The sequence below is a fragment of the Alcanivorax sp. genome, from assembly GCF_017794965.1.
GTDB lineage: Bacteria > Pseudomonadota > Gammaproteobacteria > Pseudomonadales > Alcanivoracaceae > Alcanivorax.
Genome location: NZ_CP051240.1, coordinates 3800033 through 3816626, shown reverse-complemented (window position 1 = coordinate 3816626; position 16594 = coordinate 3800033). Strand labels below are relative to the sequence as shown.

The following is a 16594-nucleotide window of genomic DNA, read 5'->3' as shown; positions in this document are numbered from 1 at the left end:
CTCAAACTCCTTGTTCCTGCTTGTTGATGGCAGCCACCAACGCATTGATTTCGGTAAAGACAGACCAACCATCGACCTCAAGTTCTGGTTTCAACGCAACCTGGTCATCAAGCAGCAGCGCGATTCTGGAATCTTCAAAAATCAACTCAGCAATACCGATAACCTCACCGTCGGCATTCAGGATATCGTCCCCTACCAGCGGCACTTCCGGCCAAGTCACAGAAACGCCATCAAGCTGCTCAAGCACTTCCGCCTCCAGGTCTTCATACCATTCAGGTGAAGATGTGTCTTCCGCTTGGGCATCCTCAGGCTCCGCCCACAACAGGCCCGCAGCGGAACCCTCACTCTTCGATTGCGGTGTCCAGGTATAAGTAACAGGTAAAAACTGGATCCAGTTCACTAGCATCCATAGCCGCTGCCATTGATAGCGGGCCAGTTCATCGCTGGATGTACCACGGTGGTAACAAACACTCACCATCGCCTTATCCAGATCCACACGGCTTAGCAATTCCTTCCCGGCGACAAAGTCCAACGCCAAAACGGCGTCGCTCTTGTCATCGTCAATCGAGACGGCACCAGCCAACGCAATGGGGTCGGGTTTGCGGTCAGTGTAGGAGGCCGGGAGACCATGCAAACGATCAGTAATCTCCTCCCGGGTAGCAGGATTGGTTATCGACCCTGCCGGCAGACACTGCAACACAAACAACAGGGCCTGGTTCGCAAGGGATCGCGAATTCTGGCGAGCCAGAAAAACCATCAGCAACTCAAAGCTGGTCTTGCCCAGGTGCTCACCAAGATGGTCCTCTTTAGCGGCCTTGGCCAAGGCAGTGATGGCAGCATGATTGCATTGCGGCGAAGTCATGCCGCTCGGCAAAGGCACATCGCAGGCCTTGTCTCCCATTACCTGATTCACGTCATACCAGTTGAGCGACCACACCACAAAACCGGCATGCATCAGGCTTTGCCGCTTCAGCAAATCCTCCTGGATCTTTCCCGCATGGTACTGATAGCCATCGAGGAAAATGGCGACCGGCTTCAGTCCAGAGGCCGCAGGCCACAACACGAAATCAGGCCTGCTGGCAAACTGGACGCCTTGCGCCATTCCCAAATCGACTTGAGGCTCAATTTCATAAGCCCTCTCGCCAATAGTCAGCCGATAGCCATGCTTGCCATGCACCACATCCTGATTGACACGCACCTTCTGGCTATCCACACATGGCTGCCCCGATAAGCGGGCAAGCGCTTCCGGGAATCGAGCTTCCAGCTCGCTGTCCATCCAGGGATTACCCGCCAGCGCACTCAGGGATTGTTCACCCTCAACCCATTGATGCTCCCCCTCGACAATATCCTTGAGCATCTCCAGCGCCAGCGCCTTGCTGGTGCTCTCCATCCCATAGGCATTGCGATACTCAAGCAGGCAGCGGTAACAACCATCCATGGTGTTGTCATAGCAATCGCAGCCCTTCATCACCTCATAGGCCATTTTGAAGACCGACTGCATGTTTTCCACATTGCTCAGCAATTCATGGAGATAACCGGTACCACCCGGAACAGAGTCGTACAGGACCACGAAATAGCGACGCTCATCCGTTTCGCCAATGGGCTCGCTCTGTTGTGCCACCCGCAGATGATCGACCTTGCCACCGAATTTGCGCTTGAGCCCCAGTTGCAGCGCAGCCACAAAGGAGTTCACCTGCTCCTCGGTTCCACCGGTAGATAGACGGGGCAGCAGGATACGCAGCCCCTCTGAGGAAAAGTTCCTGTACAGGTAAAGACAGTTCTCGATCCCGGAGTCTTCCTTGCCGCCTGGCAGGGGCTTGGGCCCCTTGGAGAAACTGCAGCTCTTGAGATGCTCCGCTTGGGCTTTCCCAGACGCGGCCTTCTGGCTTTGCACGGACCCGCACTCGCGGCACACCGGGAACCCGGTCCGCTGAAGCTGCTGACCTGCCACATCAAAATGCATTTCCTCACCCTGGCGGCGACCGAAATTCACCTCCAGGAAGTTGGCGGAACGAATAAACTCGAAACCAAAGGGACGATCATCGTCATCCAGCACCCAGGTGATCTGGACATCCTCCAGTTTGAAATCAATCAGCATCTGCTTATTGAAGAAAGCCGGCTCGCGATCATCCGAGTTGTCATCCAGCTGCGCATCCTTCGCATTGGTGAAGGCATACACCTGGGTCATCTTTAGCATCTTGGTGCGGGCACTCTCGTCACCCCACTGGTGGGTATGACAGCGGGGACAACTCTTGTCCTGGAAACCGGAGCCAGGCACATCGGCTGGAGCGGAATAGTGACAGCGAGGACAGAACCGCCAATCCTGGATATTACGTCCCTTGGCGGTTTCTACCCGCGAGATTTTGACCTTGCGATTGCCGGCATAGAAAACGGATTCCGGTGCCAGCTCACTCAAGGCTGCCTGGGCCGGGCGCTGGTACTCGTACTCACGCTTGATGAACTCTTGCTGAACACCTTCACCCGCCGCCCCCTTCTCTGAACGGAAAATAACGGAGTGCAGAGTCGTCCCCTCTTCCGGGAAGGCATAATTTGGCAACAGCCCCTCATCGGTAAGGAAGTTCAGGGTTTCCCGACGATTAAGACGGATACGCATACTGCGATAACCCGCAGCCTCCCTCTCAAGCTCGGCAATCTCTGCCCGGGTGCTGTCATCCTGGGGCCGTTTTTTCAGCTTTTCGAGCAGCTTGTCCAGCTCCTTGATGGTGGCCGTCATTTGCAAACGCTCATCGGTCACTACCTTGAGCCTCCCCACCACATACAGCTGCAAGTGATCATCCTTGTGCTCAGGGCCACCAAACAGATACTGGCGAAGCAACTCCAGGTCATCGCCCCCCAGTTCTGATGCCACATGCGCACTGAAGCCGTCCCAGATCTCCTGCATGTTGTGCTTCAGATAGTTCAGCAGGGTGTAGGGGAAACGATCCTCCTGCGTCTTCTCCACCGCATCCAGCACCGGCTGCATGGTTTTGGGCACCTGGTTATCGCCTTTCGACTGGTGCGTCCAGCAATCCATGGTATAAGCCAGCAGTTGACGGCGCAGCACATGGCGCGCCTTGAGAAACACCGCAGGTGGTTCTACAGGGGTATCCAGCATTCGTCCCGGGTCGGCATAGAACACCAGGTCATGGGGGCGCCCGTTTGCCACAGTGAGCACAAAGGAGTTCCCGTCACGGCGGCCACCCCGGCCAACCCGCTGCAGGTAGTTGGCCTGTGCCGGAGGCACCGAACACAACAGCACGCTGGAGAGATCACCGATATCGATACCCATCTCCAGGGTTGGCGTAGCGGAAAGCAGGTTATATTCCCAGGGCTTTTTCCCATCGATGAAACTCTTTTCCACCCGGTCTCGCTCGCCGGGCGCCAACAGCCCGGTATGCTCATGGGCAATCACGCGATGGATTTCTCCATGGCGATACAAATTGCGATAGAGCGACTCCCTTACAGGAACGCCGTGTTCATAGACGAGCGAAGGGCTGGCCGCGCTGATCATTGGCAAGTTGATCCAGGCTTGCACCTGTTCGGCAGGCACATGCATTGGGCGATACCCCGGACACTCCACACCATGAACATCCGTTGTCAGCGACAGGCGCTCAGGATTAAGCATCCACACCCGAACCCCCCGTTCATTCAGCTCCTCAGCCAGCAGGCCTGACTGACAAAGCGCCTCAAAGGCGGCAACCAGCACATGCTCCAGCTGCTTGCGATCCACCAGTGAATCCGGATTCAGGCAATGCAGCCAGCGCTCATACCAGGTCTGAGTCCCCGAGTTCTGGGCCAGCAGTTCATAGCCTTCGCCATTCTTAAGCGAAGGAAACTTCGGCCGCGGGGAGCCCGGGCCGTAGTTGGGCACGAAACCAAGCAGATTCAGCATGTACGCCCTGCCCGCCTTCTCACGGTACAGACGCAGGTAGTCCATCCCAAACGCCCCCACGGAGACCAGATGCTGAACCAGGCCGTGCATGAACTTGCCCGCCGTCTCACCACTGATACGATAGCCAAGGGTGTTATCCACTGTCTCGGCCCAGCTTTTGGCCACCTGGGTTACCATCTCCTGCGGCCACTGAATGGCGGCAATCCCCAGGCGATTCAGCGAACGTCCCACCTGGGAACGCCAGCCCAGATCCTCCAGCAACTGCCACAGCATCCGCTCACGGATCAGTTTGAGCAGCGGTCCCGGGTTACGCACTTCCCCGGTCAGCTCGAAATGCTCAAAATCCTTGAAGAAGCGTTTTTCCGGCGGCATGAATTCGCGCAGGTATTTGTCAATCGACAACCGGCCACTACGGCCCTCATGCGCGAGCCAGTAGGCCTCGAACCGCTCGGGCAAAGACAACAGCGACAATGCCCCTGGCTCGTCCTGTAGCAACTGCGACAGGGCCATGCGTACATTGTTGTGCCAGGTACGGGCGGCAAAGAAACCGGCCCGGTGGGTCGCATCCTGTACCGAGTCGCTAAATGTCAGCAGCTTGCGATCATCGTTGTCGCGGCTGCTGAATAACTGGTGAATGGCAACCGCACTCAGACTGGCAGCCCGGGCCCCGAATACCACCAGAGAAGAGCGGGCCGAACACCACGGGCAATGCCGCTCATGGATGATGCGTTTTACATTAGCCTGTTGGGTTTCCTTGAGCATGTAAGGCTTGCTGACCCGCACCAGGGCATCATTGCCCGCCTGGCAGCTCTTGCAGTCACCGGCATAATCCATTGCTGCCGTCTTGCCGCATTCCCGGCACACCTTGAAATGCTCAAGATGAAAACCACTCTGGGAAACGGCGTCATTCTGCCAGGGCATCAGCAGGCTGGTTTCATGGTGGTTGCTGAAGAACGAAGGGTAGATCTTGCCAAGATCAGTCTCGATCATCTGATCTGCAGGATGCCCCGCCTCCATCCGCGTCAGCCAGGCCGTGCCGTGACACTCTCGACACTGCACAAGCGGCAGCCGGATATGCTGCTGATCCTTCGGCGGCTGGTCATCACCGAAGGACAGCAAAGGCAGAGCCCCCGTTGCCGATGCATCTCCCTCTTCATCAGCCATCTCCGTGCGGGAAGGCTCTCTGAGAGCACCGACAATACGGCGCAGCTCCCGGGACCAGAGCTGCAAGCGCAACTGCACAAAGGGCTGGCCGGTTTCCGCGCGGGCATGGGCCATCAGCGATAACAGGGCAATCAGGGCCTGCTCGGGCTGTTTGGCGAACAGGGGAGGAATCTGGCCTGCAAGCCGTTTTACCAGGTCAGAAAACGTGGGCGTCGGGCCAGACTTGAGCTGGCGCAGAAGATTGGCCAGCTGGCCATGCTGCTTCAGCTCCCTGCCAAGGGCAATCTGGCCCGCCTTATCCATCAGCGGGGCATCCGGCTCCTTGCTGAAATACAGGTCGTAGGCCTTGCCCAGGTATTGTTCGAGCCCTTGCTGCTGGGCCTCAATCAGTGCTTCCGGCCCAATTTCACGGTTAAGAATCAGAAAGCCGATATTGTCGAGGAAGTCGGAATCCGACTTGCGCTGCTCAGCCACCACCGCATCGCGATTGAAACGGCTCGAGAAGATGTCAGAGGCATAGCCCAGCAGGGCATTGAGACTGTCCTCCCCGCCCAGGGTAGCTGAGGTACCCACACACAACAGCTTTTCTGGGCTCATGCCAAGGCGGGCACGCAAACGCCGGATCAGAAGTGAAAGATCCGTGCCCTGGGCTCCATCAAAGGTATGCAGCTCGTCCACCACCAGATAGCGCAAGGTGTCAGGCCCATTGTGCGCCCACAACGCCTGATCATTGGGGCGCATAAGCAGGTAATCGAGCATCTTGTAGTTGGTGAGTAGAACATCCGGCGGGTTGCTGCGCAGGGTTTCCTTGTCGGTAATCACCTGATCCTTGCTCATGGCCTTGGAGCCCAGGCCATCGCCCCCCACAAACAGCCCCACCCGCAAGCCCTTCAAGGCCGCCTGCTCATGAATCACCTCTGCAAAACGCTTGGCCTGGTCGCTGGCCAGTGCGTTCATCGGGTAAATCACAATGGCCTTGATGCCCTTGCCATCTTCTCGCTGACAGTGATCCAGGATGGGATACAGGAAACACTCGGTCTTACCGGAGCCGGTGCCGGTGGCCACCAGCGTGTTGCCCCCCTTGCGATCCGACGCCAGCCGCTTCCAGGCCTGCTCCTGATGCGCATAAGGGGGAAAATCCGTATTGAAGCCAGAGAAGAAATCCCGGCCACTGGTTCCGGCAAGGAACGGCAGACCCACCTGCACATAGGGCCCCTTGATAAAGGCTTCGCCACCCTGCTGCTCTTCCACCAGCCGCCGAAACTCCCCTTTGAACGGGGCCGTTTCGGTTTCGTAACCGGTAACGATGAACTCTTTCAGCGCCGCAGCGACTTCACTGGCCAACAAGCCGGGAATCATATTTTATCCTTGTTAGTATCCGTAGCAGCCTGGCGAGGAGCACTCACGCAACCCATTGATTCAAAACAGCTCCTTCGCCCCTCAACTTTTCAGCACCTGCTCCATTGTCATTGCGCGCCAACCAACCTGAGTGAGCGTATCGAGTTGCTCTTCGTTATCGACGATGGCAAACCGTTGGGCAGGCCAGGAAAGCTCAGGAGTTAACACAATTTCACCCTTGCTATTTTCAATATCTTCACCAACGGCAGGAAGCGACCTAGAAGTCTTCATGATCTTCCTTGCGACGCCCTCGTAGGCCGAGTCGATATACTCAAGCACAGCATCCCATCCTGGCAAAACATCCAAAATGCCCTGATGTCTTCGTAACCGCTGTATCTCAATCATCTCTGATTTTCTGACATACATTTTTTCATGGTCAGGCTGCTTGCTGTGGCAGTCCGCACACAAAGCCATTAAATTATCATCACGGTTATCTCTTTTGTTACCACTGACATGATGGCAGTGGAGAAGATTTTTATTGCCCGCCAGATTGATACCGCAACACTCACAAATCCAGCTCCTTGATTCCCGGTACCTTCTCGATATTTCAGACCATTCATCTGAGTACCCAGATCGACGATCAAGCAACTGCTTGGGAAGAAAACGAAACTGTGTGCTATACGTAGCAAAAAAATCGGATATGGAAAATTCTTCGAAGATAACTTTCTTGGCCAATGGCCCGGTATCATATCCTCGGTAGTTCAACATCCTCAGACAAAGCTTGCAGACTTTCAGCTCAGCATCATGCTCAATATGGGATGAGACATTACTCTGGCCGGAAATTCTGAATACACCGCTCAGATCAGTCGTCACCGTATAACGGTCAAACTTTCCCTTCTGGCGCATTTCATCAAGTTTTGTGCAATCCCCAACGTGAAATCGATTTCCCTGATTTTTACCATCGATGACAGACTGAACCCAGCTGCCATGATCCGGAATATACAGAAGAACCTGCCTTCCCTTATACGAAAGCAAGCCCCCGGTGGATTCGAGATCGTCCAGAGCGACCTCAACACCACGCTCCAGCTCAATATCAATATCCATCTCTTCTCTCGAGGAGACCTCGAAGGAAAAATCCCGCTCATCGGCACCCATCTGCTTCACCGACTGCCAGAGAAGCCCAAAGTCCGTGCGGATCTTCATTGCACGGTCTCCAGGATCTGCTTGATCTTGATTTCCGCGTTGGTAATTACCCGAAAGGTCACCCGTCGGCTGGCGCGGCCATCCTCATTGCCTTCATCGTTCACAATCGGACGAGAGGAAGAGAATCCCACCGCTGCCACATGAGCCTTCAGCCACTTCTGATAGGGGGCCACTTCGTCCAGGCCGTACACATATTCCAGCACATTACGGGTTCGCCCCTGGGAGAGCTGCATGTTCAGGAAGTAGGCATCAGAGGCACTGACGTGGCGATTCCAGACACTGCTGGTATGGCCTTCAATGCGGACTTCATCAATTTCCTTGTTGAACCTGTCCAGCACCCTGATGTAGCGAGGGAAAAAATCCGACAGCAGCTTTCGGTAGCGCCAATTGATGGCTTCCTTGCCTTGCTCGAACAGAACATCAGGAGAATTGAAGGTAAAGGTGAGCGTATCCCGGTCAATATGGGCATTCCAGGTCTCCAGATCCTTCTCAAACTCGCCAATGAGGGCATCATAGATGGCCACCTGAGTCTCCTGATAGGCCACCGCAATTTCCTTGACCTTGCGCTGCTCTTCCAGGGTGTTTCGCATCAGGGCAATGGCAATAAACAGGAACACCACCATCAGGCCCGCCATCAAATCCGATACGGATAGCCAGTGGTGCTCTTCCTGTTCCGCAGCCCGGGTATTGAACAAGTCAGACATGGTTCATACCTCAAGCATTGGTGATCGCGCGCATTTCACGGACCAGCTTCTGATAGTCCGCCGTGAACTGACCAGAAATTTGGCCCAGCGCCCGGCCCATTTCCGACATCACGGTGCTGAGCTCTTTCTCCAATGAGGAGTCGATCATGCCGACCTGCTTTGTGACAGCATCCTTGGTATCCGACAGCGCATCCTCTACGGATTTACGCAGGCCAGCGAACACCCGTTGCGCCTCGTCGCTCTGCTTTTCTGCCATGCGTTCCAGATTGGCCTGGAACTCCCGCTGGGCGTTACCCAGTTCGCTGGTCAGTTTCTGCCCCGCTTCCTTGAACTGCTTGCCCAGCTCCCCGTTCTGGCTGGTGATTTCTGCCATCAGGTTTCGGAAGTTGCTGTTCAGCTCGGTGACCAGATCAGAGAACTGCTGCTTCACTTCTTCACTGTTCTTGGCGATCACATCAGAACTGCCCTGCAGTGACTGGTTAACCCGGGCACTGTTATCGACAAACTCCTGGGCCCCCTGCACGATGGCAGTCTGCAGCTTCTCACCGGCTTCTTTCATGCCGCTGGAGATCTGCGTAGACGCCTCAGTGACCCCCTTGAGCGTGCTATCAATCTGCTCCTGAATCTGGGGCACCGCTTCCACGGCCTTGTCTCGCATCTGGGCGAAGGACTCCAGGTGGCGATCCAGCTCCTCAATCTGGTGCTGGTTCACCTCAAGCACATTGCGCATTAGCGCAAGGGATTCCGGGATTTTCTGGGTATCGGTCGAAATGGCATTCACGGACGCTTCGGTCTGCCCAATGGCAGTCACACCCAGGGCATACTGCTCCACCATCTGGGCGATCTGCTCCTTGTACCTCTCCTGCCACTCCACCAGCTTGAAAACCGCCTCATTAAGCTGCTTGAAGTTCTCGCCAAACTGTTCGGTCAGGTTATTGTTGAAATCCACAATCACCTGTTTCAGGGCCTCAATCACTTGCTCTGTAGCCGACTTGGAGAGCATGTCGGCGAAGTCCTGCAGCTTGATCCACAAACGCTCTTCAAACTCACCAAAGGATTTCTGGTGCAGCTTGAAGTTGTCGTTGGTGTCAGAGCGGAGAAGCTTCATTTGCCCGGTGAGTGAGGACTCGTCACCACTACCAATGGCTTCTTTCAGGGACACAATACCGTCACGCTGATCCTTCATGACGCCATACAGTTCAGCGATACCAATACTGTCTTCATCGATGACAGAATTATCCTTCACGCTCAGCCAGCCAATGGTAATCAGCACCTTGTAAATCAGTGCCAGCAGCATGCCCACCAAGCTAGTCAGGAAGGCGGTCTTCATCCCGGCAAGGAGCGACTCGATGCTGCCGTCAATGTTTTTCACATCGAAGTCCAGCAACCCGGCCACAATCCCAGTGAAGGTGCCCAGAATGCCCAGCGTGGTCAGCAGCGTGGGCGCATACTGGGTAAAGCCATGATGCTGGTTACCCCGCTTCCACACGATGGCCATGCCGAAAACGACCACCAATACAGCGATGAAAATTTCGGTAAGCAACCCAGCCCCGATGGACGTGATTGCAGACTCAATTGGAGAAGAAAACATGAAGCCTCACCCTCATAGAAAAAGATAAATCACTAGCACCAACAAGCCAGCGACCCAAATTTTGATATGCACCCAGACCAAACATTGAAAATAATTTACCTTATACCCCTTACGACCTATTCCTGATTCGGTTACCCGGCTAGATCACTATCAGAACCGAACCCAATGAACATCAGATATGACATCACGAACCCCACAACTTCTCTGACAAACATTTCCGGAATTTCGCTTTTTCCTGCCGCCTCCAGGCCTGTTACTGATGCACACAAGGGGAAATCCATGACCACCCACTTAGATCCCGTAGATCGCACCAGCGATTAACTTTCTATATAATAAAAAAAGAAACCGGGATCTGGCTGAATGATTTGACGATCAATATCTCTTACCGAAATTTTCTGATCTTGTGTGACTTCAAGCATCAAAGCTTGGCCTTTGATGAGATCATGAGCACCCACCATCTGATGACTGAGATCGTCCAGATATTGATCCACATTCTGTGCGACCCTCCCCCCCCTAACTCTCCGCCCTACGTCAATGCGACTCTCTTTTAGTGAATTACCCAGCATTGCATGATCTTTCTTCAATATTTCCAGACGACTCCGCGCTGCCACACCTTCGTCCAAAGCGAGCATCACATCAATCGCTCCTTGATTGGCCATTAGCCATGCGCGGTAACAAGCGGCAAATTCCTCCGGCCGTATACATTCGAGCTCCTCAGCCAACATTCTCCCAATCACACCATAGAAGTATTCTTTAGCTGTATCCAAACGGCCATCAGCATCAATCAGCTTTCCTTTGAAAACCCCTTCATCTTTAATGTCCCGAGCTGCGTTCAAAGCTTTCATTGCTCCAGCCATTGGAGCGATTTCAGAAAGCAACTGTTTTTTATCGAGCCATGCCATATCATGACGCAGATTATTTAACTTACTGTCTACTCCGTTAAGGATTCCCTCTACCCTGTTTAGCTTGTGATAAATAACTGCAAAGCCAGCCGCACTGACTGCAAGGTTTGCAACTTGCAAACCCATCATTAACTGCTGATTGGCTATCACATCGGGCAATCCCGGCCCCTTTTGACTACCCGGAATCCCGCCCCCCAAGAGATCATCTCCGGGAGCATCATTCTGTAGCTCCCCCATCCCCTCGCGCAACCAAGCGCGTACCTTCTTATCACCCGAACGACGAATCACACCTCCAACTCGTTCCAGGGATCCATCCATCAATCCAGTCGCTATCTCATCTGGCACTTCGAACAGCACGGAAACTTTAGTCATCGAACGCCCCTTCCATATGAGCAGCCCGCTGCTGACAAATCCATTGTTGGCGTAACATGCCTATATGGATTGTGCACGGAATTGTTACTCTGAAGGCAGGACCTGCAATATCGACTGCCATCCATAATCCAGCCACAGCCCAACCAATCGGACCCGCTAAAACTGCACCCAGGCGCCCCAATGCAGCACCACCCGCCATTCGAAGACCATGCCCTAGCACCTGTTTAGCTACAGCATTGGCAATCACCGCGGACGTCTCCGCCATCACCAAGCGAAAGACATTTGCTCCCAGAAGGGTAGCAAGGCTAGCACCTGAAACGAATGCGCTATAATCCTTGTGCTTGAGGCCAGCTTCCTCCAGCTGTTTTCGAAGCTCCTTCAAGTCCTCCCCCTTAGCCTCTTTGATCGCCTTACGTAATAGGCACTGGATCATTTCTTCTTCAATCTCTTCAATTGAAAGACCCTTTATATTCTTAACTCCAACCTTCTTAGCTGCGTCCTCTAAAACTTCCTTATAGCCAGGCCCTTTGCCTCCTCGGAACAAGTTGGCAAACGTATTACCACCGAAAAGACAAATTTCATCGTATATTTCACTGATATATTTTGAGTGATCAGGAGAATACTTCTTGTACTTCTCGCTCACAGTCAACCATTCAGTGAGCGACGCCTCTTTCAGGTAACCCACCAAAGGATCAAGATCTTCGTTGCCAGCCTGTTTGAACAAATCCCAGGTTGATATCGTTTTCGATGTCATTACTTTTCACTCTCCATGTCATTCATGACTTTATTATCCCCAAAGTGAGCGGCATTGGGTTTGGCCGCGGCAGAGCGTTGCCCAGGGTGATTGATAGAAAGCACCTTTATCAAGAGCCGAATCTCTTCACGGTCAAGTGCAAGCGCACTACTGGATTCCTGAGCGACTTCAAAAACCATCAACCCGGAAATTATCAACCCATCCCCGACAAACGGCCAATCATTGCCTGTGCTTCTTCACTCAACTTCTCCCCCTCTTCAGTGGTAACCAGTTTCCCGGGGAAATGTGTTTCATACCACTGCGCCTTTTCTTCCCAATGTGCCTTGTATTCGGCCCGCGACAACATGCCAAGATGCTCCCAGTAATACAGCTCTCCGCCCACCTGCAAGGTAAAATCGGGCAGATAAAGGGTGCCGTCAGAGGCCTTCAGGGGGCGTTCGTACCAGAATTTGACGCCACGCTCGTGAAGCATATTGGCGATAATCACTTCCGATTTACTTCGAACCATGTCGCCTGTCAGGGCTTGATGAACTTTCCCGGCCTCATACCATTCCGAGCGATTGATAAGGTGATCCGCAACAGGCTGAAACCGGAACAACGAAGAATTGATGACCGATAATGAGGACTGCTCAGGCCGCATTGCGTTGACAACGGTCGAAACATCTTTCTCTATGAATACGGTGCATTTTTTTGCCGCCCGTGTCAGCGCGGTATAAACCAGCTCCATATATCGCGCTGTCTTACCCAGCTCAGGCAGCACAAAGTAGACATGATCAAATTCACTACCTTGCGCTTTGTGAACAGAAATCGCGTATGCAAGCTCCAGGTTTGCTTCTGGCTTATCCTGAGCCCGACCAAAGTAGTTCACAGACAGCTTTTCTTTTCCTGAGAACTGGACCGAAAATTGCTTAATTTGAAAGCCAGTCCACTTGAATTTTTTCCAGTCAGCGCCTGACGGAACAACAGAGCCGATTTCTCCGTTGAAAATCTCAATATCTTTCCGCACCTCTTTCCGATCATGGTCATAGCCTTTCAGTGACCGAGATTGCGGTCTATTAACGATCTGGATAACCTTATCGAAAAGAGTAATTCCATCGACCTCGCCCCGCTTGAGCCAGTATTGACTCTTGAATGCCTGAACACTCTGATTAATAGACTCGGTACCATAGAGCTCACCTCTTACGGGGCTGAGGATCTGAAAACAATTGATATTGCCCTGTAATGCCTTCCCCCATTTCTGTGAGTCCGACTGCTCCTGATTACCCTCGTTTGTCAGTTCCTGTGTAATGCGCGTGATCAAGGTTTCCTGCAGAGCCTCGGGATCAGACCAATAAACCACATCCAGGTCATCATCGATAACACCGCCTTCGTGCAGCCTTGAAATCATTTCTTCACGGGCCTGAGCACGCTCTTCCGATTCGTCTTCACAGCGCACCGCCCGATTGATAAAAAGATCTGCCAACGAAAGAATGCCACTCCCCTTCCCAGATACACGGTTTTCCAGCTGTCTGAGGTTGGCATCCAGGACCACAAAATTATCAGGGTGGTCATCACGTAAATGCGAAATAATATCCGCGTATAGCTTGCCGACACCTATTGGTGGCAGCTGTGCCGCATCCCCGACCAGTATCAGTCGACTCACGGCGCTCCAATCTACTGCCCGAAACAGCGCCGCCATCAAAGACAGGTCAATCATGGAAGACTCATCAATGATGATGACGCCGTAGTCCGCCAGTCGCTTACCGCCTGACTGCCGGAAAGTCATATTGGAATTCAGCCAGCCATATCTGGCGAGAATGGAATGAATCGTCGAAGCAGCAACCCGGTCGAGGTCGTCTCCATCCAGCAGCCGCCGAATCCGATCCGTGGCCTTCCCGGTTGGCGCAATGACAGCGATACTCGTGCCATCTCCATAAACCTTGTAAATCCCCTTGATCAGGGCTTTGATCACAGTGCTTTTTCCGGTTCCCGCTCCTCCGGTCATGGCAACAAATCGCTTGCTAATGGATTTCTGACACGCGCGACCTTGCTCCATAATTGCTTGCTCATATTCCTGTCGAGCGTTCTTCGCCAGGGAGCTTGACTCATGAAAAAGCACTTTATGCCAGAAATCCTTGCCCACGGGTCTAGGAAGATCCAGATCTGGCGCAGTGAGCATACGGTTTAGCACCTGCTCTACAAGGCGCTCATCCTCCCAGGTTTTCAGGTCGTAAAGGTAGTCGACATCCCCCTCCCTGCGCTGATATATCGCGCCATCGTAGAAGGCTTTATCAACGGCAAGGTACTTTTCGGTAATCAGGTTTTGCTTCCACTCGGGCTGCGCCTTGACCCTGTTATTAACCTGGTCAACAACCAGAGAAGCCGGCAAAAAGGTTTGCTGAGGATTCCCCCGCAAGGTTTCCAGGATCAGTGCCCTGAGGCGCTCCTTGCTGTTTCTTTTAAAAAGAGGCTCAGCAGATAACTCCGGGGAAGGAAGCATACCCCTGTCCACCATACTCCAACGAATCCCATCCGCCGGGTCAGCTCCGGAATACTGCTCAGCGATGAGGTAAGGATTGGCTTCCAATTGGGAAATCGATGAGGCGATACCTACCTGAATGCGATCATCAGAAAGAATTGCCTCAAGCTGGCTTTTGGTTATCGAAATTCTCGACAGCACGTTCAAAAGCAGCGAAACATGCTCATCTTCTTGCAGGAGCACATTTCTTCTAATCTCTTCAAGCTCCTCCTTGTGTGGATAAAAGCCCGCAACATACTCGGTCTTGCCCGCCAGGAAATCAGCCACTTCACGATAGGCTTCTGATTCCTTGCCTTGCTCCACCATTGATCTGAAGCCGCTAATGGCTTCTCCGACACCCAGCTGCTCCAGAACAGCCGGCATTCCTGGATACGCTCCCCGGCTTTTCCATAGCTCACCGATCAGCGCCTCCAGCCAATGAATTCGCTGATCCCAGTTCTCACTATCGTCCTGGACGTCATCCCTGACAATTCGCGCGGACTCAAGAATTTGCTCCAGCAGGCCAAGCGCTTCATCGTCACTGACCACTTTTGTAGCGTATTTACAGAGATTGGCGTTTTCCGGATAAGCGGCAAATTGCTGAAGAACGTCAGGCTTGTTCAGATAGCGATGATATGGCAAACGAATCCCCTGCTCAGGGTAATGCGAGGTTACCCCTCGCTGCCATACAAATCCCTTGTAACGCTCAAGGGTTCTCTCCGAACAATTCTCATAGAAAATTGTGGGTGCGATCTCTTTTAGCCTTGCAACGCCGACCAGCAGGTAACGACGACTTTCATCGTCGCTAAGAGGGTTTGAATAGTTCGCATAGTAAAAAACAAGGCTCTTCCCGCCTTCAAATCCCTTGAAATGGGCTTCAGCGTGCTCCAGGCGCTTGTCATAATCGTAACCGTTGCCCTTTTTGACGCCTTCCATGTTGTACATGGCCTCATAGGGCCAGGTGCAGGCCGTCGCCGGGGGAATGCGCCAGCGCTTAATCTCGGTATCATCATTGAAGAATTCGGGTGGCTCAGCCAGCACTTCACACCCTTCCTCAGAGAACGCAGACCCGCTATACATGCAGGCCGCAGGTTTTTCCAGTTCAGAAAACTTCTCACCAGCGTGCTTTTTTTCCCAGTCCAGGTCACGCTGCTCACGAATAAGTTCGCCAGGGTAAGAAGCACATCCCACACAATAAGTATTGTTCGCCGGGTTCTCACAAACTCGACCATTCCATCCATCGTTATGCCAGGCAAGGCGCAATGTCATATGTACTGTCATGACTCAGTTCCTTCTGAAGCTGCCTCAAAAATTTCCCATGCCACGCGGTAATCCTCTTCCCGATCCGGTTTGAAGAAGGGGGCGTGGTATTGGATGGTGCGTTCGGTGGGGCCGCCTGGGAGGGTATCATCCATATAGGTTTTGCTGACGGTGCCTTCGGTGAGGTGCTGGATGTCTTCCCAGCCCAGGGCGATGCCGGTTTCGGTGCGGTCGGGGGTGTGGAGGGCGTAGTGGGTGCCTTCCTTGAGTTCCTTGTTGCTAGCCTTGCGGGGCAGGCCGACGCCGACCAGACCCTTGCTGGGGGTGAAGACAATGCGGCCGGTCTGGTCGTAGACCGTTTCGGCTTCGTACTGGCGCATGACCGGGAACTGCACCCGGTAGATAGTGAGCAGTTCTTCCAGGGTGAGACCCAGGGCCTGGGCGACCAGAACGTCGATTTCTACCAGGGCCTGACGGCGGGCATAGTCGGTGCGCAGGGCGTTGTTTCTTTGCCATTCCGGGGTCAGCTTGGCGAAAAAGTCCTGCGGCAGGGCTGCGATCGGTTCGCAGGTGGCCCAGCGTTGTTGGCGGAAGCTTTCTTGCCAGTTGGATTGCCAGAGTTTGGAAAACCCCAAAGTCAAAGACATTAGCGTCAACCCTCGCACAAGAGCCCTCTCATTTAGCATTACCACTGGCAAAAGTTTAGCCAAATCGTCCCTAAAATTATTTTTCCCTGTAGACTTAACAAAAAAGTCATAAACGACTGAAGAACAGGCTGCTGTAAAAAAAACAGTATCTCTTTGTGATTTGATTACAACTGAAAATACGCCGTCCATATGCGCGGCATTAGGTATCACCAGTGCTCCAGACAATGTCCGCTCTGACGATGGCCCGATCATCTTACGAAACACTGCTCG

At 53.4% G+C, this 16594-nt stretch carries 8 protein-coding genes; all 8 read right to left on the bottom strand.

What is annotated here, in order from left to right:
* Position 1: 1 nt before the first annotated feature.
* The 8 genes from HF945_RS16655 to HF945_RS16620 all read right to left on the bottom strand — a co-directional run bounded on the left by HF945_RS16655 (position 2) and on the right by HF945_RS16620 (position 16324).
* Positions 2-6415, bottom strand: coding sequence for a DEAD/DEAH box helicase (locus HF945_RS16655; protein ID WP_290523681.1), 6414 nt, complete (start codon positions 6413-6415; stop codon positions 2-4).
* Positions 6416-6496: 81 nt separating this feature from the next.
* On the bottom strand, positions 6497-7597 hold the full coding sequence (locus HF945_RS16650) for an HNH endonuclease (protein WP_290523680.1): 1101 nt from the start codon (positions 7595-7597) through the stop codon (positions 6497-6499).
* Positions 7594-8301: an OmpA family protein gene (locus HF945_RS16645; RefSeq protein WP_290523679.1), complete on the bottom strand. Its 708-nt coding sequence runs from the start codon at positions 8299-8301 to the stop codon at positions 7594-7596. The genes HF945_RS16650 and HF945_RS16645 overlap by 4 nt, the downstream gene beginning before the upstream one ends.
* 10 nt (positions 8302-8311) lie before the next feature.
* The gene (locus HF945_RS16640) at positions 8312-9892 is read right to left on the bottom strand and encodes a MotA/TolQ/ExbB proton channel family protein (protein ID WP_290523678.1); all 1581 of its coding nucleotides are present in this window, start codon (positions 9890-9892) and stop codon (positions 8312-8314) included.
* Positions 9893-10209: 317 nt separating this feature from the next.
* Positions 10210-11166 (bottom strand): hypothetical protein, encoded by a 957-nt coding sequence (locus tag HF945_RS16635; RefSeq protein ID WP_290523677.1) that lies wholly within the window; start codon positions 11164-11166, stop codon positions 10210-10212.
* Positions 11159-11920 (bottom strand): ubiquinol-cytochrome C chaperone family protein, encoded by a 762-nt coding sequence (locus HF945_RS16630; RefSeq protein WP_290523676.1) that lies wholly within the window; start codon positions 11918-11920, stop codon positions 11159-11161. Before HF945_RS16630 ends, HF945_RS16635 begins: the two co-directional genes overlap by 8 nt.
* A 193-nt stretch (positions 11921-12113) precedes the next feature.
* Positions 12114-15698 carry an AAA family ATPase gene (locus HF945_RS16625; RefSeq protein WP_290523675.1) on the bottom strand — a complete coding sequence of 1195 codons (3585 nt, stop codon included), beginning with the start codon at positions 15696-15698 and terminating at the stop codon, positions 12114-12116.
* On the bottom strand, positions 15695-16324 hold the full coding sequence (locus tag HF945_RS16620) for a hypothetical protein (RefSeq protein ID WP_290523674.1): 630 nt from the start codon (positions 16322-16324) through the stop codon (positions 15695-15697). The genes HF945_RS16625 and HF945_RS16620 overlap by 4 nt, the downstream gene beginning before the upstream one ends.
* Between the last annotated feature and the right edge of the window lie 270 nt (positions 16325-16594).